This window comes from Oscillibacter sp. KLE 1745, from assembly GCF_000469445.2.
Classification (GTDB): Bacteria; Bacillota; Clostridia; order Oscillospirales; family Oscillospiraceae; genus Oscillibacter; species Oscillibacter welbionis.
The window spans coordinates 30,213-51,670 of record NZ_KI271768.1; the positions used below are offsets into that span (position 1 = coordinate 30,213).

Below are 21,458 nucleotides of genomic sequence, written 5' to 3' on the forward strand. Positions count from 1 at the left end.
TGGGCACAAGCCGCCCGCCGGGATTCTCCGGCGGGCGGCTTGTGCGTATTACAGCGGACACCAGATCACCGGCACACCATGGTCCTCCAGCAGCGCGGCCAGATCGTCCAGATTCAAAAACGTGGTAGCGGTGTTCTCCAGCGGATGGACGCCCACGGTCCGGCCCCGCAAAGACGCATCCAACACCACGGTGACCGTGCCGGCAGGCGCTCGGAGGGCCCCCAGCGGCGTCACCTGTCCCGGCAGCAGGCCCAGAAGCCGCTCCAGGTCTGCGGCGTCCGCAAATCTCAGAGGACGGCTGTCCAGTGTCCGGCGCAGGGCCTTCAGGTCTGCCGTCCGGCCGCCGTCTATGGCCACCAGATAGTACCGCCGCTTCTTGTCGTCCCGCAGGAAGAGGTTTTTCAAGATCCGCTCCTCCCCCGGCAGACAGAGTGCGTGGAGCTCCTCCATGCTCCATACCGCCGGGTGCGCCGTCTCCTCATAGGGGATATTCCGCGCCCGCAACAGGGCATACAGGTCCTGGCGGTCTATCCTCATACCCCCGCGAAGCGGAACACCACGCCCACCACGGCAGAGGCGGCGATGAACACGATGGGATGGAGATTCTTCGTGGGTTTCACCCAATTGGTCAGTGCCAGCAGCACCGCCGCCAGGATCAGGCCCGGCCAGCTGATGAGGCCCGCCAGGCCGCCGTCCCCCAGCTGGAACTGGTTGAACAGCCCCGTCTCCGGCGACGCCACCACGATGTTGGTGAGCACCTCAAGTACCACGGACACGCAGGCCGCGCCGATCAGGCCCGTAGAGGCAGGCCGCAGTCCGTAGAAGGCCCGGTCCACATATCGGTTCTCCCGGAAGTTCCGCAGCAGGGCGGCAATAATCAGGATCACGATGATGGAGGGCGTCACCTCTCCCAATGTGGCGATCACCGCGCCGGGGACACCGGCAACGGTGAAGCCCACATAGGTGGCCATGTTGATGCCGATGGGGCCGGGGGTGGACTCGGACACCGCCAGCATGTTCATGAGCTGGGCCTGGGTGAACCAGCCGGTGGCCTCCCCGATGTCGTGGAGGAAGGGCAGCGTGGCCATACCGCCGCCGATGGCAAAGAGTCCGGTCTTGAAAAACTCCCAGAACAGGCGCAGATAGATCATGCCCCCTTCACCTCCCAGTTCTTCAGCAGGATACCCAGCACTGCGGCCGCGAGGATGAACCACACCGGGGACACATCCATCACCGCGCTGCCCACCAGCACTGCCAGGAAAATCGCTGCCGTGGGCTTATCCACCACGGACTTCTTCAGCAGCTTCACCGTAGCGTTGAAAATTAGGACGCACACGCACACCTGAATGCCCGCAAAGGCGTTCTGGACCCAGGCCAGGTCCGCGAAGTTGTTGATGAGCCCCGCCAGGATGGAGATAATGACCAGAGACGGGAACACCACCCCCAGGGTGGCCACAATGCCCCCGGCGATGCCCTTGTATTTCTGGCCGATGAACGTGGCCGTGTTGACAGCGATGATCCCCGGCGTGCACTGCCCGATGGCATAGTAGTCCGTCAGTTCCTCCTCTGTGGCCCAGTGCTTGTTCTCCACCACTTCCCGCTGGAGAATCGGCAGCATCGCCATGCCGCCGCCGAAGGTCATGACCCCCATCTTCGCGAAGGTCCAAAACAATGTCCAAAGCTCTTTCAACCCTATCTCCCCCTGTCTCTCACTCTGTATATCCGTACAGGCCCCGGACGGACACCTCGCCGGACCGCACGGTCTTCACCGCGCCGTCCGGCCTCCGCACCACCAGGCCGAATTCCTCATCGATGTCCAATGCCTCCGCCGTCTCGCCGCCTCCGTCCGGGCGCAGCAGCCGCACGGTCCGGCCCAGATTCACGCATCGCCGCCGGTACTCGGCCAGATAAGGACCAGTCTCTCCTGCCGCCAGGGCTGCGCAGAGGCGGTCCACCTCCCGGATGATCTCCGCCGCCAGGGCGGGCCTGGACACAGCGTGGCCCAGGGCCTGGACCAGGGAGGTGGCGATCTCCCGCACCTCGGGCGTGAAATCCTCCGGCCGCTGGGAGACATTGATTCCGATGCCCAGCACCAGCTCCTGCACGCGGGCCGTCTCCCCCTCCAGGGAGAGCTCGGTCAAAATACCGCAGAGCTTTTTCCCATCCAGCACCGGATCGTTGGGCCATTTCAGGCCGGGGCTGACGCCGCACAGCCGCTCTACGGCCCGACACACCGCTACTCCAGCCATGGCCGTCACCGGCGACAGCCGCTCCGGCGGCAGATCCGGCCGCAGCAGGGCCGTCAGGTAGATCCCCTGGCCGCCGGGGGACTGAAAGCTCCGGCCCAGTCGGCCCCGGCCAGCCGTCTGGCGGTCCGCCACCACCACAGTGCCGTCCGCTGCGCCCTCCGCTGCCAGCTGTCTGGCCCGGAGATTGGTGGAGTCCACCTCTGCCAGACACACCAAGGTCCGGCCCACCCGGGCCGTCTCCCCCAGAAAGCGGCGGATCTCCGGCTCCGTCAGCACGTCCGGCGCATCCAGCAGACGGTAGCCCCGGCCGGTGCGGGCCTCCACAGTGTAGCCCTCCCTCCGCAGCGCATCCACCGCCTTCCAGATGGCCGCGCGGCTCAGTCCCAGCCGGTGGCTGATCTCCTCGCCGGAGACGAACGCCCCCTCCTGTTCCCGCAGCAGGGCCAGGACATCCTGTCGGCTCATGTTTCTCTCTCCTCTCCCATATTCATGGCTTCGAGTCTACCACGTTTTCCCCTGGTTGTAAACCGTGCCGGGGAGGAAAAGAACGGCGCCGCCCCGTTCTCCGGGCGCTGCGCCGTCCGTGGCTGTCTGGCCTGTTTAGATGGGGTCCGCCAACTCCGCCACCCGGGACTCTCCGTACACCGGAATGCCCTGGGCGCGCAGCAGCTCCGCCGTGACACCCTCTCCCGCCGTCAGCACGCCGGTAAAGGTGCCGTCGTAGACCATCCCGCTGCCGCAGGAGGGACTCCGCTCTTTCAGCAGCGCCGCCTCGCATCCCAGCAGGCGGCAGAGACGCAAGGCCTCTTCCGCGCCCCGGCGGTATTGGGCGGTGACATCGCCACCGTCCCGGGTCATCACCCGGTCTCCCCGCCGCTCCGCCGGCGGACGGGGTGTGGGCAGACCCCCCAGCTGCTCCGGACAGACGGGGACCAGGATGTGCCGCTCCGCCAGATCAGAGATCCAGGGCTGGAGCTTGGAGCCCCCATCGTACCGACAGCGGGCCCCCAGCAGACAGGCAGAGATTAGGATCCGCATCTTCTCACCGCCCGTTCATGGCCTGGTGCTCCCGCAGCAGCTCCTGATAGAGCTTCACAGCGGTCCAGGTCCGGTTGTGGGGCGTCAGCACCGCCTTCAGGCAGTCCCGCCCGATCCCCGCTTGACTCAGCGCCGGCAGAAGGCGGTCCACCTGGTCCTCCAGGCCGCACAGCACCACCATCCGCCCACCCAGAGGGCCGCCGTTGAACGGCAGTACCGTGCCGGGGTCATCATCCAGCCCCGCCAGCACCGCCAGGGGCTTGTTGTAGTCCTGCCGGGCCACCGGCACCACCTCCGCCCCGAAGGGCCCGGCGGCGGCCGCGGCAGCCAGAATGGTGGGCAGCTCCTCAAAGCCGAACAGCAGCAGTTTTCTGCTCATGAACATTCCTCATTTCTTCATGTTGCACGGGGCCGTCCCGGTCAGACGGTCTCCGCCGGACCAGCCCAGCGGCGGGCGTAGTCCCAGATATCCAGCATCCGCCCCTCCCGGCAGAAAGCCCTGTGGTGGACGGCGGTGCGGACAAAGCCCAGCCGCTCCAGAATTCGGACGCTGGCGGTATTCTCTGCCACCGTGTCTGCCAGCACCAGGGCCGGTGCCAGCCGTTCCAGGCGCCGCAGTGCCTCCGCCGCAGCCGCAAGTCCCAAGCCCCGGCCCCAGCAGGCGGGAAGCAGCTGGTAGAACAGCCCATAGATCCCGGCGGCCGTATCCACCGGCGGGCAGCCGGCCAGTCCCCGGAATGCCGTCCCCTCCCGGAGGGCAAAGACCGTGGAGAACGGCAACCCCCGCTGGCAGTCCAGCAGGTGTTCCAGCCGGTCTGCCGCCCCCGCCTCCGTGCAGGGGGCAGCAATATTGGTCCATCGGATCACCGCCGGGTCGGCCCACAGAACCGCCGCCTCTGGGAGATCGTCCCAGGACAGCGGCTCCAGTGTCAGAGCGGGTATCATACAATCCGCCTCCCATTCAGCACCGCCCGGTCCAGCCGGTCTCCCTGGTATTGGAGCTTCAGGGAGAAGAAGGGGACGTTCTCCTCCAGCAGGCGGAGGAAAATTTTGTCCCCCTCCCACATGGGAAGGCCCCGCAGCTCCGCTTTTTTAATCCAGGCCAGCTCTCCCTCATCGCAGGGGTGGGGCGTGCCGGTCCAGCCAGTGGCGGTGAAGAGGTGCATATACTCGGTGGGTGCCTCATCGGACACAAAGGTCACCAGGCCCCGGTAGCGGTAGTCCGTCAGCGTCAGGCCCGTCTCCTCCCAGGTCTCCCGGAGGATGCAGTCCTCGGGGCTCTCCCCATCTTCGAATTTGCCGCCCACGCCGATCCATTTGTCATGGTTCAGATCGCCCTTCTTTTTCACCCGGTGGAGCATCAGGTAAGTGTCGCCCCGCTCCAGATAGCAGAGGGTGGAATTGATCATCTGCCATCCCCCCTTCCGTGATCCTTGAAATGGTGTTATCCTATTATAGTTCATTGCCATGGAAAAAGAAAGCCTGGTTTTTTTCGTGAACCCCCTTGACCTTGCCGCAGCGTCAACTGTTATACTCCCAATCGACAGGAGGGATCCCTATGGAATACACCGTCAAGGCGCTGGCCGATCTGGCCGGCGTCACGCCCAGGACTCTGCGCTGGTATGATCGGATTGGACTGCTGAAACCTCTGCGGACCACGGAGGCCGGATACCGCCTCTACGGCCCAGCGCAACTGGATCGCCTGCAGGACATCCTGTTCTACCGGGAGCTGGGACTGGACCTGGCCTCGATCCGGACCATTCTGGACGACCCGGCCTTTGACCGCCAGGCGGCGCTGCAGAGCCACCTGGCAGAGCTGGAGGCCCGTCGGGCCCGACTGGACGATCTGATCCTGACTGTCCAGCGAACGATTAACGACATCAAGGGAGGAACGAAGATGACCGATCAGGAGAAATTTGAAGCCTTCAAGCGCCGCACGGTAGAGGCCAATGAGACCGCCTTCGGGCAGGAGATCCGGGAGAAATACGGAGATGAGGAGATGGACCGGGCCAACGCCTGCGTCCTGGCGCTGACCCAGGAGGAGTATGCCCAGTGGAAGTCCCTGGGGGGTGAGATCCACACCGCTCTCGTCACAGCCGTGAAAGCAGGGGCGGACCCCGCCGGGCCGGAGGGCCAGCGGATTGCGGCGCTCCATCGGCGGTGGCTGTCCTACTCCTGGGAGTCCTACACGCCCCAGGCCCATGTGGGCCTTGCAGAGCTGTATGTGTCCGATCCCCGGTTCACCGCCTACTATGACCGGGAAGTCCCCGGCTGCGCCGCCTTTCTGCGGGATGCCGTCCGGACCTACACCGGCGCGTAAGGAAACAGGGCCGCCCCATAAGGGGCGGCCCTGCCGCTTTGATTTGGAGTGGATTTACTTCTTGCCCATGCTGCGGATGGCTTTTAAGACCTGAATGACCACCATGGAGCCGAAGGCCAGCCCCACAATGCAGCCCACCAGTCCGACAGACAGCTCCGCCACCTGGAACAGAGGCTCCAGCGGTGGGATCAGCAGCACGGCCGCCAGCAGCAGCGCGCCGACGGCGAAGGCGCCCAGCAGGAACTTGTTGTTCCAGAAGGCCCGGGTGAAGAGCACCGGACGGCCGGACTTGCAGTTGAAGCCGTGGAACAGGCGGCTCAGGCATAGGGTGGCAAAGGCCATGGTGCTGGCCACGGCAGCGCCGCCGCTGGCCAGGCCGATGTGGAAGGCAATGATGGTGGCCAGGGCGATCACCAGGCCCTCCGTGCCCACGCTCAACAGGAAGGGCTTTGTCAGGATACCCTCGCTGCGGGGACGGGGCTTTTCCTGCATCACCGCGTCACTGTGGGGCTCCAGGCCCAGGGCGATGGCGGGCAGGGAGTCCGTCAGGAGATTGATGAACAGCAGGTGTACCGCTGCAAAGGGCACCGGCAGCCCCGCGAGAGAGGCATACAGTACCGTCAGAATGCCTGCTGTGTTGCCGGAGAGCAGGAACTGAATGGCCTTCTTGATGTTGGCATAAACATTCCGGCCGTTCTTGACGGCCTGGACGATGGTGGCGAAGTTGTCATCCGTCAGCACCATACCGGCAGCGTCCTTCGCCACCTCGGTGCCGGTGATGCCCATGGCCACGCCGATGTCCGCCTGCTTTAGGGCCGGGGCGTCGTTGACGCCGTCGCCGGTCATGGCCACCAGATTGCCCCGCTCCTGCCAGGCCCGGACGATGCGGATCTTGTGCTCCGGGGACACCCGGGCATACACGCTGACCCTGGGTACGAACTCCCGCAGTTCCTCATCGCTCATGGACTCAATAACGGCACCCTCCACGGCCTCGGTGCCGGGGGTGAGGATGCCGATCTCCTTGGCGATGGCGGAGGCGGTGACCTTGTGGTCGCCGGTAATCATGATGGGCCGGATACCGGCGGCGATGCACTCACCGACGGCCGCCTTGGACTCCTCCCGGGGCGGGTCCATCATGGCGATGAGGCCCAGGAACTGGAGGTCGTTCTCATCCTCCAGGCCGATGGCGGGGGCGGTCAGCATCCGCTTGCCGAAGGCCAGCACCCGCAGGCCCTGCTGGGACAGCTCCTCATTCATCCGCTCGATCTCCGCCTTCTCCTCCGGAGAGAGGCGAGTGCGGTCCAGCATCACGTCCACGGCCCCCTTGGTCAGCATGGTCAGGCCGTCCGGCAACTGGTGGACCGTGCTCATCAGCTTCCGGTCGGAGTCAAAGGGCAGCTCCGCCAAACGGGGATACTTGCCCCGCGCCTCCGCCTCGTCGAAGCCGTAGCTCTCGCCCAGGCGCACCAGGGCGGTCTCTGTGGGGTCTCCCACCTCTCCGGATTCGTTCACCGTGGCGTCGCTGCATAACAGGGCGGCACGCAGCAGCTCCCGCTGTTCCGGGCGAGAGAAGTCCGCCCCGTCCGCCGGGATGATCTGGCCCCCGGTGCAGAGCTTCTTCACAGTCATCTTGTTCTGAGTCAGGGTACCGGTCTTGTCGGAGCAGATGACGGACACGCTGCCCAGGCCCTCCACCGCCTGGAGCTTGCGGATGATGGCGTGCTCCCTGGCCATCTTCTGGGTGCCGAAGGACAGTACGATGGTGACGATGGAGCTGAGGGCCTCCGGAATGGCGGCCACTGCCAGGGCCACGGCAAAGAGGAAGGCGTTCATCACATTCTCGCCCCGCAGGAACACACTGACGGCAAAGAGGAGGGCGCAGATGACCAAAATGCCGATGGAGAGCTTGCGGCCGAACTGGTCCAGGCTCACCTGAAGAGGGGTCTTTTTCTCCTCCGTGCTCTTCAGCAGGGCGGCGATCCTGCCCATCTCTGTGTGCATACCGGTGGATGTCACCAGGAACCGGGCCCGGCCATAGGTGACGAAGCAGCCGGAGAACACCATGTTCTTGCGGTCTCCCAGCGGCACGTCGCCGTCGATGTCCGCCAAGTCCTTCTCTACCGGCAGGCTTTCGCCGGTGAGGGCGCTCTCCGCGCACTTCAGGCTGGCGCACTCCAGCAACCGGCCGTCGGCGCAGATAGAGTCGCCGGCCTCCAGCACCACCACGTCGCCCACGGTGACCTCCCGGCCGGGGAGCTGGACCACCTGACCGTCCCGCACCACCTTGGCGGTGGGGGCGGACATCTGCTTCAAGCTGTCCAGGGACGCGGTGGCCTTCACCGTCTGCACCGTGCCCAATATGGCGTTCATGGTGATGACCGCCAGGATGACCGCCATGCTCTCCACATCCCCCAGGATGGCGGAGACGACGGCGGCTAAGATCAGAATGATTACCAGAAAGTCCGCGAACTGCTCCAGAAAAATCCGCAGGACGCTCTTCCTCCCGCCCTCCTGCAGCTCATTGGGGCCATAATGCTCCAGGCGGCGGGCGGCCTCCGCGCCAGTCAGGCCCTCCGGGGTGCTGCTCAACTCCTGAAACAGCTCTTCCCGGCTCTTCTGCCAGATGGTCTTTTCCGTTTTCATAAAACTCCTTCTTTCCGGCAAGACGCAAAAAAGACGAGACTTTTGCGTCAATGCCTCTGCATTGATACAAAAGTCTCGCCGTTTCAACCCGAAGCGGGGCCGAAGCCCGTACTGACGCCGTTGGGTACACAATCAAATGTGCCAGCTACTCCCTTTTGGTACTGAAGGCACTATACTCCATTTTCCCCACATTGTCAATCCCTAATCTTCCACTATTTTCATTTTTTCCGCCGGTCAAACAGCCAGCCGATGCCCATGACCGCGGCGTACACCACCAGATAGTACAGCACGGTCACTCCATACCCGGCAAAGGCGGCATACACCATAAAAGCACAGGCGCACAGGGCCAGAGCCGGCATGACGAACCGCCGGAAAGGGTTCAGGTCCGTGCTCTTCCGCATGAATTGAATGAACATGGGCACATACATGCCGTACAGGGTGATGATCGGCAGCTCCGAGGAGTCGAAGCTGAAGGGACCGAACCAGGGGCCGCCCACGTTGGCGCCATAGAAGTACACCAACCACAGTGCGGAGAGGCCCAGGCTAACCAGGGCGGAGTTGCCCGCCATATTGGTCACCGGGTCCACCTGGCGGAACAGCTCCGGCATCGGTCCTTCGTTCCGGACCGCCAGAGCGTACATCCCCCGACAGCAGGAGAGCGTTAAGCCGTTCAGGGTCCCCAGGCAGGAGATGACGATCAGCACGAACACCACTGTGCCCGCCGTCTCCCCGAACACCCGCTGGAAGGCCATCTTGGCCGCTGCCTCGCCGCTGGCCATCAGCTCCTCCGTCGTCACTGCGCCGGTGAGACCGATGTAGTAGAGAATATAGGTGAGCACCACGATAAAAGAGCCCACCACCAGGGCTCGGGGCAGGGTCCGCTTGGCATCCCGCAGCTCCGCGTTGATGGAGGTGGCCAAGATCCACCCCTCATAGGCGAAAGCTACCGCCACGGTAGAGGCCATCAGCCCCTCGCCGGTGGAGATGGCGCCGGTACTCATGGTGGCGAAGTTCTCCGCCATGCGGCCATTCATCATGCCCACCGCCGCGCCGCAGACGGCCATCAGCGCCAGGGGGATCATCTTGATGACAGTGGTGGACACCTGGAACCTGCCTGCCAGCCTGGGTGCCAGGGCGTTGAGCACGTGGTCCAGGCACAGCATCGCCCCGGCGATGGTCATGCAGGCGCCGCCGGTGATGTCCCAGCCCAGCAGTACACAGAAGTACCGGGCGGAGATCCAGGCCAGGGCGGACACCAGGCAGGGCGTGTACAGCACTGCCATGAACCAGCCCACGTAGTAGGCGTACCGCCGCCCCACGGTGGCCTCGGCGTAGTCCACCAGGCCGCTGACCTTTTCATACCGGGTGGCCATGGTGGCGAACACATAGGAGCAAATAATCATGATGGCGCCCACGATTCCCCACGCCAGGATCCCCAGAGGCATGTTGCCCTTGGTGGCCTGGAGCACCTTTTCCGCCTTGAAAAACACACCGGAGCCAATGACGATTCCCACTACCATGCAGATGGCCGTGGGCAGGCCGTACCGCTTTTCCATGGCTCTCCCCTTTCTCTATTTAAAGCTTTCCTGTGGCATCCCTTTAAAGGGCAGTAGAAGAAGGATACCACAACTCTGCACAAATTGCAATCTATTTTCTGCGCTTTTCGACAGCAGTATGCAAAAAAAACGCCCCCATTCCGGGGCGTGTTTCTTTGGTCATGCTGTGATCTTTTTTGTAAGCGCCGAGCTGCTTGCTCTCCCATTACTTGGAACACAATGTCCCGCATCCGGTCCCGGGTGTCGCATCCCCCAGCCGCTTGGCGCGGCCGGGGGCCCTGCATCTCACTGGTGCGGGCAGGCAGAGCCCGCCCGCGCCAAGGTCCCGGCTCCGCCGGAACGCTTGAATGCCGGACGCTCGGCACCCACGCTGCACTCACTCTCCCATCACTTGGAACACAATGTCCCGCACCCGGTCCCGGGTGTCGCACTCGATGAGGGTCAGGTTCTGCCAGGGCCCTACGGTGATTTTGCCGTTCACAAAAGGCACCGTGATGAAGGGGGACAGCAGCGCCGCCTTGATGTGGGAGGAGCCATTGTCGTCATGCCAGGTCTCATGATGCCAGTAAGGCACCACCCGCCCCTTCTCATCCAGATAGGGGGAGAACACATCCAGCGCCGCCTTCAGGTCGTGGTTCACAATGCCCGGCTCGAACTCCAGGGTCGTCAGGCCCGCCACGCCGCCGGTGGTGAAGCCGGTGACCGTCCCGGCAGAGATGCCGTGCTGCCGGCATGCCTCCTCCACTGCGTGCTGAAAGTCCTCCGTCACGTCGATCATGCCCATGTGGGCCTTGGTGTGGTATGTCTTTTTCTCCGTGTAAACTGCCATCTTCCATGCCTCCTCTGTTTTTTGCATTGTAACACAGTTCCGCCCATGTTACAATGGGAGAAGAGCATTCCCCGCCCTCCGGCGGGAGAGAGGAGGCAGCCGCCCATGGAGTGCGGAATCGTCACCGTGGACCTCCACGGCAGGAACACCTATCAGGCCAAGGTCACGGTGGATGCCCTGCTCCGCCGGGCCGGGGCCGGGACGTACCGGCTCCGCCTGATCCATGGCTGTCATCAAGGCACGGCCCTGCGGGACTTTCTCCAGGTGGAATACGGGCACCACCCGCAGGTGAAGCGCCTGCTCCGCTCCCCCGACGGGGGCGCCACAGATCTGGTGCTGCGGGAAATGACGGAATGATTGAGGAGGTGCGCCTATGCGCATTGCGCTGATCCAGATGCCGGTGCTTCCGGACAAAGGGAAAAACATCCAGACCGCCTGCGGCAAAATCCGGGAGGCGGCCAAGAATGGAGCGGACTTCGCCGTGCTGCCGGAGATGTTCTGCTGCCCCTACGACAACAGCTGCTTCGGCGCCTACGGCGAACCGGAGGGCGGCGAGGCCCAGACGGCCCTGTCCCGCCTGGCAGCGGAGCTGGGGCTCTACCTCGTGGGCGGGACTGTGCCGGAGCTGTCGGAGGGTCGGATCTACAACACCAGCTACGTCTACGGCCCCGACGGCCGCCAGCTGGCCAAGCACCGGAAGGCCCACCTGTTTGATATCGACGTCCAGGGGGGACAGCGGTTCCGGGAGTCGGACACCCTCTCCCCGGGAAATGCCATCACCACCTTCGAGACGGCCTTCGGCACCATGGGGCTGTGCGTCTGCTTCGACCTGCGGTTCGAGGAGCTGGCCCGGTGCATGTGCCTGCGGGGGGCAAAGGTGATCTTCGTGCCGGCGGCCTTCAACATGACTACCGGCCCCGCCCACTGGGAACTTCTCTTCCGCCAGCGGGCAGTGGACAACCAGTGCTTCACCGTGGGGGTCTCCCCCGCCCGGGACGAACAGGGCTCCTACGTGGCCTACGGCAACTCCATCGCCGTGGATCCCTGGGGCGCCGTGCTCTGCCGGGCCGGGGCGGAGGAGACAACCCTGTACGCGGACCTGGACGTGGAACGGCTGGAGGCGGTACGGGCCCAGCTGCCCATCCTCTCCGCCCGGCGGACGGATCTGTATGAGGTGCGGGAGAAGTGAGCGGCACAGTCTTCGGCGCATTCTATGACGTGGTCCGGCGGATCCCCGCCGGAAGTGTGTCCACCTACGGCCAGGTGGCGCGGCTGGCCGGGATGCCACGGAGCGCCCGGCTGGTGGGATATGCCATGGCGTCCTGTCAGGACCCAACCGTGCCCTGCCACCGGGTGGTGGACCGCTTCGGCGGCACCAAGGCGGCCTTCGACACCTTTGCCCCCGGCACCCAGCGGGCCCTGCTGGAGGCGGAAGGTGTGGCCTTTCGCCTGGACGGCACGGTGGATCTGGAACAGTGCCTCTGGACACCGGAATCATAAAAACATGAGGAGAGCGGCTTTTGCCGCTCTCCTCTGCTCGTTTCTCACAGCTTCCGGCTGTTGTATGCCTCAATGCCGTGGGCCAGGACCTCCATGGCCCGCCGCAGATCCGCCTGCTTCAGGATATAAGCCAGCCGGACCTCGTCCCGGCCCTTGCCGGGGGTGCCGTAGAAGCCCTCGCCGGGTGCGAACATGACGGTCTCCCCGTTGTCCTGGAACTCCTCCAGCAGCCAGGTCTGGAACTTGTCGGTGTCATCCACCGGCAGCTTGGCCATGAGGTAGAAAGCGCCCTTGGGGCACTCGCACACCACGCCGGGGATCTGAGATAGGCCCTCCATGCAGGTATCCCGCCGCCTGTGGTACTCCTCCCGCACGGCGGAGAAGTAGTCGGAGCCTACGCCGTACAGGGCGGCAGCGCCCAGCTGGTCCAGCGTGGCCGCGCACAGGCGTCCCTGGCAGATCTTCAGGGCCTGGGCCATCAGTTCCCGGTTCCGGGACACCAGGATGCCCACCCGGGCGCCGCAGGCGGAGAACCGCTTGGAGATGGAGTCCACCACCACCACGTTCTCGGCCGCATCGTCAAACTGGGCCATGGAGGCCAGAGGCTCGCCGCCGTAGACGAACTCCCGGTACACCTCGTCGCTGATAAGGAACAGGCCGTGCTCTTTGGCGATGTCCGCCATCAGGCGCATCTCCTCCGGGGAGAGGACCACGCCGGTGGGGTTGCCGGGGTTGGTCACCAGGATGGCCCGTGTGTGCTCGTTGATCAGGGGCTCGATTCGCGCCCGGTCGGCGTAGCGGTAGCCCTCCTCCGGAGTTGTGGGGATAGGCCGGATCACGCCGCCGGTGACACTGACAAAGGTGTTGTAATTGGGATAGAAGGGCTCCGGGATCAGGATCTCGTCTCCCTCGTCCAGAATGCAGGTCAGGGCCATCTGCAGCGCCTCGCTGCCGCCGGCAGTGGCGTAGATGTCCGATTGCTCCAGGTGGATGCCCAGGTTGGCGTAGTAGCCCTGCACCGCCGTCAGAAACTCAGACACGCCGGGGGCCGCCGCATAGGCCAGCACTGGGTCCTGGAAATTCTTCACCGCGTCAAAGAAGGCCTTGGGCGTCTCAATGTCCGGCTGGCCGATATTCAGATGATAGATCTTGCGGCCCTTGGCCTCTGCCGCCAGCTCATAGGGCAGAAACTTCCGCATGGGAGAGAGCTCACACCGCTGAATCTTGCTGGAAAATTTCATAAAAAAGACCTCCTTGGTCGGATTTTGTAATCTCATTTACGGCGGCCGGCAATAAAAAACGCCCCTGACATCTCTGTCAGGGGCGAACATTCCATTCCGCGGTACCACCCTGATCTGCCTCCGAATGGGAGGCATCTCATGTCATCCGGTAACGGGGATGGGCCGTTCCGCTCCTCGCGGACTGCTCCAGAGTGGCTGCCGTGCGGCGTGGGCTGGGGGCTTGCACCGTCTCCCCCTCGCTTCTAAGCCGGTTTCGCAGGGCTGGCTCTGTCATCGCGTTTATGATAGTCCCATTATACGTCTTTGCGGGGATTTGTCAAGCAGAGGTTTTCAGAAATCTCCGCTGAAGGCCTGCATCCGTCAGGTCTCCTCTTCCGTCGGGAAGGGAGGCTCGTCCGCCTCCGGGGCGGGCGCGCCGCCCATCTGCATCTCCTGCCACTGGGCACGGGTGATCAGCAGCTGCCTGGGCTTGGAGCCCTCGAAGGGCCCCACGATGCCCCGTTCCTCCATCTGGTCCACCAGGCGGGCGGCCCGGGAGTAGCCCAGCTTCAGCCGGCGCTGGAGCATGGAGACAGAGGCCTGCCCGGTCTCCAGCACCACCTCCACGGCGGCGGGGAGCAGCTCGTCCCCCTCGTCCTCTCCGGCCTCCGGCGCCGCGGCCGCGGCGCCCTTGCCGCCTTTCTCCTTCTCCTGCATGGACTCCTCGATCTTGGCCATGACCTCATCGGAGTAATGCGCCTCACCGGACTGCTTCACGAACTCCACCACCCGTTCGATCTCCTCCGGGGAGATGAAGCAGCCCTGGACGCGGGTGGGCTTGCCCTGGCCCAGGGGAGCGTAGAGCATATCGCCCTTGCCCACCAGCTTCTCCGCGCCGGTGTTGTCCAGGATGATTCTGGACTCCAGAGAGGATGCCACAGCAAAGGCGATGCGGCTGGGAATGTTGGCCTTCATGAGGCCGGTGATCACATCTGCGGAGGGCCGCTGGGTGGCGATCACCAGATGGACGCCGGCGGCGCGGCCCATCTGGGCCACCCGGCAGATGGACTCCTCCACCTCCTTAGCAGCTACCAACATCAGGTCGGCCAACTCATCAATGACCACCACCACGCTGGGCAGCGTCTCCAGGTCCTCACTGGCCCGGGCCAGGCGGTTGAACTCCTCCAGCTTCTTCACACCATGCTCAGAGAAGGTCTTGTACCGCTTCATCATCTCGAACACCGCCCATTGGAGGGCACCAGCGGCCTTTTTGGGATCCGTCACCACCGGGATCAGCAGGTGGGGAATGCCGTTGTAGGGGGCCAGCTCCACCATCTTGGGATCCACCATGATAAAGCGGACCTCATCCGGGGTGGACTTGTACAGCAGCGACACAATCAGGGAGTTGGTGCACACGGACTTGCCGGATCCGGTGGTGCCGGCGATCAGCACGTGGGGCAGACGCTCGATATCCCCCACGATGTTCCGGCCGCCGATATCCCTTCCCAGGGCGAAAGCCACTTTGGACTTGTGCTCTGTGAACTCCCGGGACTCGATCACGTCCCGGATCAGCACCGGCGTCACCTGCTTGTTGGGCACCTCGATGCCCACCACGGAGATCTTGTCCGGAATGGGGGCGATCCGCACGCCGGAGGCCCCCAGGGCCAGGGCGATATCATCCGACAGGTTGGTGATCTTGCTGAGCTTCACGCCCTGGTCCAGCACGAACTCATACCGGGTGACGGAGGGGCCGTGGACCACGTCTCCGGCAGTAGCGTCCACACCGAAGCTGGTGAGGGTCTCCGCCAGGCGGCGGGAGTTGTTCCGCAGCTCTGCGCCGGTCTCGGCATAGTTTTCCTCCCGGCTCTCCTGCAGCAGGGTAATGGGGGGGAACTGATAGGTGTCCGCATCCTCCGTCAGCTTCTGCTCAATCTCCGCGGTCACCGCTGCCGTAGCGGCGGCTACCTCCTGGGCCACGGCCTTCTTCCCCGCCGCCGGGGCAGGCGGGGCGGCAGGCGCCGCGGGGGCGGGCTCCGGAACGGATACCTCTTCCGCCACGGGCGCCGGGGTGGGAGCGGCCTTGGCGCGGGCCGGAGACGGCGCAGGTTCCAGCGCCGCCTGCTCCGCCTCCTTGTCGGAGAGCACCTGGTCCGGCGTCTTCATCTTGTCGGACTTATGCCGGAAGAAGCCGGTAAACCGGCCGGACTCTTCCTCCGGCTGTGCGGGCGGCTTCTCGCCGTCCAGGGGAATGTCGATGGCGGGCCTGCTCTGGCGCTCTCCCCGCCGCTGGGGCGGCTCCGCAGGAGCGATGTGGACGGCGGGCGTAGGCTCCGGCTCCTCCTCGTACTCCGGCCGGTTCCGTACCATCTCCAGAACGGCGGAAGGCGTCACATGCAGGGCCGCCAGCAGCAGAACCGCCAGCAGCAAGCCGAAGAGGAAGAGAGACACCACCTTGGAGACCGCCAGCACCGCCGCCTCCGCCAGCAGGCCGGAAACGGCGCCGCCCGCCTTCAGGGCAAGGCCCGCCGTCCAGAGATTCTTCAAAACGCCCCAGCCGTTCAGCGCATAGTCTCCCCCTGCGAAAATGGTGTGGAACAGCGCTCCTGCCAGCAGCGGCAGCAGCAGGGCGCAGGTGGCCCGCAGGGTGACCGGGCGGCCCCGGTGCAGCAGCAGGATCCCTCCTGCCAGCAGCATGGCAGGGCCGGCCAGCCAGTAGCCGTAGCCGAACAGTCCCTTCAGGAGCTTGGCCAGCAGGTCGATGAGGATCGCCTGCACGCCGCAGTAGCTCACCAGCACACACAGCGCCAGCACCAGCAGTATCACGCCCCCCACCTCCCGGCGGATGGGACGCTTCTGAGGCTGCTTACCCTTGGCCGTGCGTGAGCCGGAGCGGCTGCCGCTCTTTTTCGTTGTCGTCTTCTTCTGCGTTGAGGATGCCATGCTTCTCTCCTTCGAGGTTCCAATCTCCTTTGTTTACCGTCAATGCAGCGCAACGGAGATGCGCCGCAAAATCTTCGGTTTTCCAGAGGCCCTTTCCTGAGCGGCCTGGCCGAACCTGCCCGTTCCAGGGTCTGGCTCCGCCGGACGCCTGATGCCGCTTCCGCCGCGGACGTGCTCTGCGCACCAAAGGCAAGTTACTTCAGCACAAGTGTCAGCGCCAGCACGATCAGGCCCACTGCCCAGCAGTAATACGCGAACCAGCCGAACTTGCCTTTATCGGCGATCATCTTCAGCAGGCGGATACAGATATAGCCCACCACGGCGGCCACCGCCACTCCCACCAGATACACGGGAATGTCCGATACGATGATGGAATTCTCCTGAATGGCGTCCTTCAAGGTCAGGATGTTGGCCCCCAGGACGGCAGGGATGGACAGCAGAAAGGAAAAGCGCACCGCAAACTTCCGGTCAAAGCCCACAAAGCAGCCGGCGGTGATAGTGGTGCCGGAGCGGGAGATGCCGGGGCAGGTAGCGATGGCCTGGGCAATGCCCACCAGCAGCACATCCAGCAGCTTGGCGCTCCGCTCCGTCTTGCGTCCTTTTTTTACCCGGTCGCTGGCGAACAGCAGAAAGCCCGTCACGATCAGAGCCCCCGCCACGAAATAGATATTGCCGGACAGGCCCTCCACCAGATCCTTCACCGGCAGCACCACAAACAGGGGCAGCGTGCCCACGATAATCAGCAGGATCATCCGCCGTGCCGGCGGGATGGGGTTGGGTGTGGTGCCGCGAACCAGATCGCGGACGCCGTCGATCAGCTCCACGATCATGTCCCGGATATCCTGCCAGTAGGCCGCGAACACTGCCACCAGGGTTCCCAGGTGCAGCAGCACGTCAAAAAAGTCCGGCGTCGCCGGAACGCCCGCCTGGCCCAGGAAGTGCTCCGCAATGGCCAGATGGCCGGAGCTGGAGATGGGCAGGAACTCCGCCAGGCCCTGGATCAGGCCCAGCAGGATGGATGACAGCAAAGACAATGGATTCAATCCCCCAGTCATTTAAAATCGCACATACATGCTTGAGTATATCACGGCCAGGCTGAAAATTCCAGTCATATTTCCGCATAGCCCGGAGAAAAGCAAAAAACAGACCGGCCGTTCAGGACCGGTCTGCTCATTTGTATGCAGCGGCCGAAGGCGGTTCACGTCTCCTCCAGCGTCTCCAGCGCGGCCTTGGCCGCCGCCTGTTCGGCCTCTTTCTTGCTGTGGCCGGAACCGGCGCCGATGGGCAGTCCGTTGAGCTGCACCTCCGCCTGGAAGGTCTTGTCGTGGTCCGGCCCCGCCTCGCCGGTCATGTGGTAGGTGAGCACCTGATCCGCCTGGCGCTGGACCAGTTCCTGCAGAGCCGTCTTGTAGTCCCGGCGGCGCTCCTCCACTACCTCTTCCTTCTCTGCGTCCAGCAGGCAGCGGTGGATCAGGGCGGAGGCCGCCTCGATCCCCCCGTCCAGGTACACAGCAGCAAACACCGCCTCCGTGGCGTCTGCCAGGATGGAGATCCGCTCCCGGCCACCGCCAGCCTCCTCGCCCCGGCCCAGCTTCAGATACTGGCCCAGGCCCAGCTTCTGCGCCACTTCATACAGGCTCTGCTCACACACCAGGGCCGCCCGGATGCGGGTCAGGTCCCCCTCCGGAAGGTCCGGGTGCTGGCAGAAGAGAAACTCCGCTGTCACAAAGCCCAGCACGGAGTCCCCCAGGAACTCCAGCCGCTCATTGCTGCGCAGCCCACCGGCCCGGTGCTCGTTGGCGTAGGAGCTGTGGTTCAGCGCCTCCTCGAGAAGAGCCTGGTTGCGGAAGGTGTAATTCAGTTTTTTCTCCAGATCCCGCATATCGTCCACTCCCAAAAGGAAGCCCCGCTCTGCGCGGGGCGTTCCTGCAAGTTATCCGTTCAGCTTGCCTGCCACGTAATTCACCGCGTCGCCCACGGTCTTGATGGCCTTGACCTCGTCCTCCGCCGTCTGTCCCAGCTCGAACTCCTCCTCCATGGCCATCACCAACTCCACCAGGTCCACAGAGTCGGCGCCCAGGTCGTCTTCAAAGGAGGTCTCCAGCGTCACCTCGTCCAGCTCCATACCAAACTGCTCGGACACCAAATCCTTCATGGTCTGAAAAATTTCCTCATTCGACATGTCGTTCACCCCTCAAGGAAAAATGGTTCTGTGCCTTGCTGGGGTAATCATACGGCAATCTCTACGGCGGTGTCAATAGGAAATCAATTTTTTTCCATGCCGGGCTGGACCCGCATGTGTTCGATGTTGGCCTGAATGTCCGCGATGAAACCGCTTTCCGCATACTCCTTGGCCCGCAGCACCGCATTTTCGATGGCCCTGGCGTTGGAACCGCCATGGGCCTTGATCACCGGCTTTTGGATCCCCAGGAAGGGTGTGCCGCCCACCTCGCTGGGATCCAGCAGCTTTTTCATCTGCCCCAGATCCCCTTTCACCAGACCGGCGGCCAGCTTGGTCTTGGTGCTGGAGAGGAACATCTCCTTCAGGGACTTGAGCAGGAACTTGCCTACGCCCTCCATGGTTTTCAGCATCACATTGCCGGTGAAGCCGTCGGTAACGATCACATCGGCGGTGCCCATCATGGCCTCGTTGGCCTCCACATTGCCGATGAAGTGGATGCGGCCGGCCTCCCCAGCCTCTTTCAGCAGGGCGTAGGTCTCATGGCGCAGGGTGTCGCCCTTCTCCTCCTCCGCACCGATGTTCAGAAGGCCCACCCGGGGCTTTTCGATGCCCATGACCCGCTGGGCGTAGTAGCTGCCCAGGTACGCAAACTGGAGCAGGTACTCCGGCGTGCACTCGGCGTTGGCGCCGCAGTCGCAGAGGACCGCCCGTCCCCCGGCGGTGGGAATCTGGGGCCCCATGGCGGCCCGGCGGATGCCCCGAATGCGCTTGACCACCAGCGTGGCCCCGGAGAGCAGCGCCCCGGTGGACCCGGCGGAGACAAAGGCGTCTCCCGCGCCGTCCTTCAGCAGGTTCAATCCCACGGTCAGGGAGGAGTCTGGCTTCTGCTTGAAGGCCATGGCGGGGTCATCCGCGATCTCCACCACCTCTTTGGCGTCCTTGATCTCCACCCCTGCGGGCAGACTCTTCTGGCCGCAGGCCTCCACGGCCTTCAGCACCTCCGCCGTCCGGCCCACCAGAATGATCTCCACCCCATGGTTCCGGTTGGCGTCCAGCGCACCCCGGACGATTTCCAGCGGCGCGTTGTCTCCGCCCATTGCGTCTACGATGATCTTCATGCTTCCCGCACCTCCTGCTTGATTTGGTCGATGATGGCCAGTGAACGGGCCGACAGCTCCGCGTTCTTATTCCGCTTCCCCTTCACCCGATGGTCCAGGGGCGGCATGATGCCGAAGTTGATATTCATGGGCTGGAACATCGTGACGGAGGGATTGGACACATACAGCCCCAGAGCGCCGATGGCGGTCTCCCGGGGGAAATCGACGGGCGGCCTGCCGGTCAGGCGCCGGGCGGTCTCCACCCCCACCAGAAAGCCGGAGGCGGCGGACTCCACATATCCCTCCACGCCGGTCATCTGGCCGGCAAAGGAGAGCCGGGGCTCCGCTTTCAGCCGGTAGTACCGGTCCAGCAGCCGGGGAGAGTTCAAAAAGGTATTCCGGTGCATGACGCCGTAGCGCAAAAACTCCGCATCGTGGAGGGCGGGGATCATGGAGAACACCCGCCGCTGCTCCGGGAATTTCAGGTGGGTCTGGAAGCCCACCAAGTTGTACACCGTGCCGTCGGCGTTGTCTCGCCGCAGCTGCACCACGGCGTAGGGCTCCTTTCCCGTGCGGGGATCCTTCAGCCCCCGGGGCTTCAGGGGGCCGTAGCAGAGGGTATCGTGGCCCCGGCGGGCCATGACCTCCACGGGCATACAGCCCTCAAATACCATCTTGTCCTCAAAGCCGTGGACCGGGGCCTCCTGGGCCGTGGTCAGCTCCTTCCAGAAGGCGTCGTACTCCTCCTCGGTCATGGGGCAGTTGACATAGTCCGCCGTTCCCCGGTCATACCGGGAGCCGAACCAAGCCTTGTCCATGTCCACGCTCTCGGCGGTGACCAGGGGGGCCGCCGCGTCGTAGAAGTGGAGGGCGGTGTCCGCCCCCAACAGGGACTGGAGCCGCTCCGCCAGGGCGTCGGAGGTCAGGGGGCCGGAGGCGATGACCACCTCCCCCTCCGGGATCTCGGTCACCTCGCCGGGCACCACGGTGATATGGGGGTGGCTGCGGATCTGCTCCGTCACCATGCGGGCGAAGCCGTGGCGGTCCACCGCCAATGCGCCGCCGGCCTCCACCCGGGTGGCGTCGGCGCACTGGAGGATCAGGGAGCCCAGCCGCCGCAGCTCCTCTTTCAAAAGGCCCACAGCGTTTTCCAGCTGGTCGCTCCGCAGGGAGTTGGAGCAGCACAGCTCCGCGAAGTATTCTGTCTCATGGGCGGGGGTCTTTTTTTCCGGCTTCATCTCCCGGAGGGTGACGTCGATACCCCGCTGGGCCAGCTGCCAGGCAGCCTCCGAGCCGGCCAGGCCGGCGCCGATAACTGTTACATTCATAGTTTGGATCCTTTATCTATCGTTGGTTGATGGTGCGTCCCATGGGACGGGGAATCTGGCTCCCGCCAGGGGGCCGTTTCCACGGGGGATGCGCCCCCCATTCTCTTTTTGTTCTTGACAAAAAGAGAATACGCCGCGCCCGGTGGAAGAGAAAAAATCGCTTTTGGTCGCAACTTTGCACATTCGTGCAAAGTTGCTGTACGGAGGTCGGCGTGAGATGGTGCCTGCGGGTTTGCGAGGGCTTCCCGACGGGCGCGGCGGAGTACGGTGCAGACTTGAACACTGACTCCCGCGGCGCGGTTCCGACAAAAATCGGGGTGCAAGGACGCATTTGACGAGATTCTCTTTCCGCGCGTTCCGCTTCGCTACGCGCTGCCCCGGCGGTCGTGGGGGCTTGCACCAGCTCCCGTCAACCGCCAAGCCAGCGGCAGCGAAAAGAGAAGCACCTCAATGCGATGACCACCCCGACGATCTCCGCACCATCCGCCACGGGACGGCAGTTACAAACTTGCAGAAGGGAAAAGCGTGCCCGAAGGCAGGCCAAAATCGGCGCTTG

General features: G+C 64.2%; 22 protein-coding genes. 4 read left to right on the forward strand and 18 right to left on the reverse strand.

Annotated elements, in window-relative coordinates; all coding sequences use genetic code 11:
• Positions 1 to 48: 48 nt before the first annotated feature.
• The 8 genes from HMPREF1546_RS16155 to HMPREF1546_RS16190 all read right to left on the reverse strand — a co-directional run bounded on the left by HMPREF1546_RS16155 (position 49) and on the right by HMPREF1546_RS16190 (position 4,696).
• Positions 49 to 537, reverse strand: a complete 489-nt coding sequence (locus tag HMPREF1546_RS16155) for a YbaK/EbsC family protein (RefSeq protein ID WP_021747362.1) — start codon at positions 535 to 537, stop codon at positions 49 to 51.
• Positions 534 to 1,151, reverse strand: a complete 618-nt coding sequence (locus tag HMPREF1546_RS16160; RefSeq protein ID WP_021747363.1) for a chromate transporter — start codon at positions 1,149 to 1,151, stop codon at positions 534 to 536. Before HMPREF1546_RS16160 ends, HMPREF1546_RS16155 begins: the two co-directional genes overlap by 4 nt.
• The gene (locus HMPREF1546_RS16165) at positions 1,148 to 1,690 is read right to left on the reverse strand and encodes a chromate transporter (protein WP_021747364.1); all 543 of its coding nucleotides are present in this window, start codon (positions 1,688 to 1,690) and stop codon (positions 1,148 to 1,150) included. Before HMPREF1546_RS16165 ends, HMPREF1546_RS16160 begins: the two co-directional genes overlap by 4 nt.
• Before the next feature lie 19 nt (positions 1,691 to 1,709).
• Positions 1,710 to 2,714: a biotin--[acetyl-CoA-carboxylase] ligase gene (locus tag HMPREF1546_RS16170; RefSeq protein ID WP_021747365.1), complete on the reverse strand. Its 1,005-nt coding sequence runs from the start codon at positions 2,712 to 2,714 to the stop codon at positions 1,710 to 1,712.
• Between the two features lie 135 nt (positions 2,715 to 2,849).
• Positions 2,850 to 3,287, reverse strand: coding sequence for a DUF523 domain-containing protein (locus tag HMPREF1546_RS16175; protein WP_021747366.1), 438 nt, complete (start codon positions 3,285 to 3,287; stop codon positions 2,850 to 2,852).
• Positions 3,288 to 3,291: 4 nt separating this feature from the next.
• Positions 3,292 to 3,666, reverse strand: coding sequence for a DUF3783 domain-containing protein (locus HMPREF1546_RS19030; RefSeq protein ID WP_051320059.1), 375 nt, complete (start codon positions 3,664 to 3,666; stop codon positions 3,292 to 3,294).
• Between the two features lie 41 nt (positions 3,667 to 3,707).
• Positions 3,708 to 4,232, reverse strand: coding sequence for a GNAT family N-acetyltransferase (locus HMPREF1546_RS16185; RefSeq protein WP_021747368.1), 525 nt, complete (start codon positions 4,230 to 4,232; stop codon positions 3,708 to 3,710).
• A complete protein-coding gene (locus HMPREF1546_RS16190; RefSeq protein WP_021747369.1) occupies positions 4,229 to 4,696 on the reverse strand; it encodes an 8-oxo-dGTP diphosphatase in 468 nt (155 codons plus the stop codon). Before HMPREF1546_RS16190 ends, HMPREF1546_RS16185 begins: the two co-directional genes overlap by 4 nt.
• A 149-nt stretch (positions 4,697 to 4,845) precedes the next feature.
• On the opposite strand from HMPREF1546_RS16190, the gene HMPREF1546_RS16195 reads away from it, so the two are divergent.
• A complete protein-coding gene (locus HMPREF1546_RS16195) occupies positions 4,846 to 5,607 on the forward strand; it encodes a MerR family transcriptional regulator (RefSeq protein WP_021747370.1) in 762 nt (253 codons plus the stop codon).
• Between the two features lie 54 nt (positions 5,608 to 5,661).
• Here the strand turns inward: HMPREF1546_RS16195 and HMPREF1546_RS16200 are convergent, their stop codons facing one another.
• The 3 genes from HMPREF1546_RS16200 to HMPREF1546_RS16210 form a co-directional block, all read right to left on the reverse strand.
• Positions 5,662 to 8,250 carry a cation-translocating P-type ATPase gene (locus HMPREF1546_RS16200; RefSeq protein ID WP_021747371.1) on the reverse strand — a complete coding sequence of 863 codons (2,589 nt, stop codon included), beginning with the start codon at positions 8,248 to 8,250 and terminating at the stop codon, positions 5,662 to 5,664.
• 218 nt (positions 8,251 to 8,468) lie between these two features.
• Positions 8,469 to 9,806 carry an APC family permease gene (locus tag HMPREF1546_RS16205; protein WP_021747372.1) on the reverse strand — a complete coding sequence of 446 codons (1,338 nt, stop codon included), beginning with the start codon at positions 9,804 to 9,806 and terminating at the stop codon, positions 8,469 to 8,471.
• A 376-nt stretch (positions 9,807 to 10,182) separates the two neighbouring features.
• The gene (locus HMPREF1546_RS16210) at positions 10,183 to 10,635 is read right to left on the reverse strand and encodes a YjbQ family protein (protein WP_025545446.1); all 453 of its coding nucleotides are present in this window, start codon (positions 10,633 to 10,635) and stop codon (positions 10,183 to 10,185) included.
• Positions 10,636 to 10,740: 105 nt separating this feature from the next.
• On the opposite strand from HMPREF1546_RS16210, the gene HMPREF1546_RS16215 reads away from it, so the two are divergent.
• The 3 genes from HMPREF1546_RS16215 to HMPREF1546_RS16225 are packed head-to-tail and all read left to right on the forward strand — an operon-like array spanning position 10,741 to position 12,135.
• The gene (locus tag HMPREF1546_RS16215; protein ID WP_025545444.1) at positions 10,741 to 10,992 is read left to right on the forward strand and encodes a hypothetical protein; all 252 of its coding nucleotides are present in this window, start codon (positions 10,741 to 10,743) and stop codon (positions 10,990 to 10,992) included.
• Positions 10,993 to 11,008: 16 nt separating this feature from the next.
• Positions 11,009 to 11,824: a carbon-nitrogen hydrolase family protein gene (locus HMPREF1546_RS16220; protein WP_021747375.1), complete on the forward strand. Its 816-nt coding sequence runs from the start codon at positions 11,009 to 11,011 to the stop codon at positions 11,822 to 11,824.
• Entirely contained in the window at positions 11,821 to 12,135 is a 315-nt protein-coding gene (locus HMPREF1546_RS16225; RefSeq protein WP_021747376.1) for an MGMT family protein, read from the forward strand. Before HMPREF1546_RS16220 ends, HMPREF1546_RS16225 begins: the two co-directional genes overlap by 4 nt.
• A 44-nt stretch (positions 12,136 to 12,179) precedes the next feature.
• On the opposite strand, the gene HMPREF1546_RS16230 is transcribed toward HMPREF1546_RS16225, so the two are convergent.
• The 7 genes from HMPREF1546_RS16230 to trmFO all read right to left on the reverse strand — a co-directional run bounded on the left by HMPREF1546_RS16230 (position 12,180) and on the right by trmFO (position 20,902).
• Entirely contained in the window at positions 12,180 to 13,376 is a 1,197-nt protein-coding gene (locus HMPREF1546_RS16230; RefSeq protein WP_036629202.1) for a pyridoxal phosphate-dependent aminotransferase, read from the reverse strand.
• 360 nt (positions 13,377 to 13,736) lie between these two features.
• A complete protein-coding gene (locus HMPREF1546_RS16235; protein ID WP_021752138.1) occupies positions 13,737 to 16,295 on the reverse strand; it encodes a DNA translocase FtsK in 2,559 nt (852 codons plus the stop codon).
• Between the two features lie 194 nt (positions 16,296 to 16,489).
• Positions 16,490 to 17,329 carry an undecaprenyl-diphosphate phosphatase gene (locus HMPREF1546_RS16240; protein WP_036631136.1) on the reverse strand — a complete coding sequence of 280 codons (840 nt, stop codon included), beginning with the start codon at positions 17,327 to 17,329 and terminating at the stop codon, positions 16,490 to 16,492.
• A 164-nt stretch (positions 17,330 to 17,493) separates the two neighbouring features.
• Positions 17,494 to 18,177, reverse strand: coding sequence for a ribonuclease III (gene rnc / locus HMPREF1546_RS16245; RefSeq protein ID WP_021750890.1), 684 nt, complete (start codon positions 18,175 to 18,177; stop codon positions 17,494 to 17,496).
• 51 nt (positions 18,178 to 18,228) lie between these two features.
• Entirely contained in the window at positions 18,229 to 18,477 is a 249-nt protein-coding gene (gene acpP, locus HMPREF1546_RS16250) for an acyl carrier protein (RefSeq protein ID WP_021750891.1), read from the reverse strand.
• Positions 18,478 to 18,560: 83 nt separating this feature from the next.
• Positions 18,561 to 19,595: a phosphate acyltransferase PlsX gene (gene plsX / locus HMPREF1546_RS16255; RefSeq protein WP_021750892.1), complete on the reverse strand. Its 1,035-nt coding sequence runs from the start codon at positions 19,593 to 19,595 to the stop codon at positions 18,561 to 18,563.
• Positions 19,592 to 20,902, reverse strand: a complete 1,311-nt coding sequence (gene trmFO, locus HMPREF1546_RS16260) for a methylenetetrahydrofolate--tRNA-(uracil(54)-C(5))-methyltransferase (FADH(2)-oxidizing) TrmFO (RefSeq protein WP_021750893.1) — start codon at positions 20,900 to 20,902, stop codon at positions 19,592 to 19,594. The genes plsX and trmFO overlap by 4 nt, the downstream gene beginning before the upstream one ends.
• Positions 20,903 to 21,458: the final 556 nt, after the last annotated feature.

Coding starts and splice junctions, on each gene's coding strand:
- HMPREF1546_RS16175 (WP_021747366.1), bottom strand. CDS start 3,287: ATGCGGATCCTAATCTCTGCCTGTCTGCTGGGGGCCCGCTGTCGGTAC.
- HMPREF1546_RS16190 (WP_021747369.1), bottom strand. CDS start 4,696: ATGATCAATTCCACCCTCTGCTATCTGGAGCGGGGCGACACTTACCTG.
- rnc (WP_021750890.1), bottom strand. CDS start 18,177: ATGCGGGATCTGGAGAAAAAACTGAATTACACCTTCCGCAACCAGGCT.
- plsX (WP_021750892.1), bottom strand. CDS start 19,595: ATGAAGATCATCGTAGACGCAATGGGCGGAGACAACGCGCCGCTGGAA.
- HMPREF1546_RS16170 (WP_021747365.1), bottom strand. CDS start 2,714: ATGAGCCGACAGGATGTCCTGGCCCTGCTGCGGGAACAGGAGGGGGCG.
- HMPREF1546_RS16200 (WP_021747371.1), bottom strand. CDS start 8,250: ATGAAAACGGAAAAGACCATCTGGCAGAAGAGCCGGGAAGAGCTGTTT.
- HMPREF1546_RS16235 (WP_021752138.1), bottom strand. CDS start 16,295: ATGGCATCCTCAACGCAGAAGAAGACGACAACGAAAAAGAGCGGCAGC.
- HMPREF1546_RS16195 (WP_021747370.1), top strand. CDS start 4,846: ATGGAATACACCGTCAAGGCGCTGGCCGATCTGGCCGGCGTCACGCCC.
- HMPREF1546_RS16155 (WP_021747362.1), bottom strand. CDS start 537: ATGAGGATAGACCGCCAGGACCTGTATGCCCTGTTGCGGGCGCGGAAT.
- HMPREF1546_RS19030 (WP_051320059.1), bottom strand. CDS start 3,666: ATGAGCAGAAAACTGCTGCTGTTCGGCTTTGAGGAGCTGCCCACCATT.
- HMPREF1546_RS16205 (WP_021747372.1), bottom strand. CDS start 9,806: ATGGAAAAGCGGTACGGCCTGCCCACGGCCATCTGCATGGTAGTGGGA.
- HMPREF1546_RS16185 (WP_021747368.1), bottom strand. CDS start 4,232: ATGATACCCGCTCTGACACTGGAGCCGCTGTCCTGGGACGATCTCCCA.
- HMPREF1546_RS16230 (WP_036629202.1), bottom strand. CDS start 13,376: ATGAAATTTTCCAGCAAGATTCAGCGGTGTGAGCTCTCTCCCATGCGG.
- acpP (WP_021750891.1), bottom strand. CDS start 18,477: ATGTCGAATGAGGAAATTTTTCAGACCATGAAGGATTTGGTGTCCGAG.
- trmFO (WP_021750893.1), bottom strand. CDS start 20,902: ATGAATGTAACAGTTATCGGCGCCGGCCTGGCCGGCTCGGAGGCTGCC.
- HMPREF1546_RS16220 (WP_021747375.1), top strand. CDS start 11,009: ATGCGCATTGCGCTGATCCAGATGCCGGTGCTTCCGGACAAAGGGAAA.
- HMPREF1546_RS16210 (WP_025545446.1), bottom strand. CDS start 10,635: ATGGCAGTTTACACGGAGAAAAAGACATACCACACCAAGGCCCACATG.
- HMPREF1546_RS16160 (WP_021747363.1), bottom strand. CDS start 1,151: ATGATCTATCTGCGCCTGTTCTGGGAGTTTTTCAAGACCGGACTCTTT.
- HMPREF1546_RS16215 (WP_025545444.1), top strand. CDS start 10,741: ATGGAGTGCGGAATCGTCACCGTGGACCTCCACGGCAGGAACACCTAT.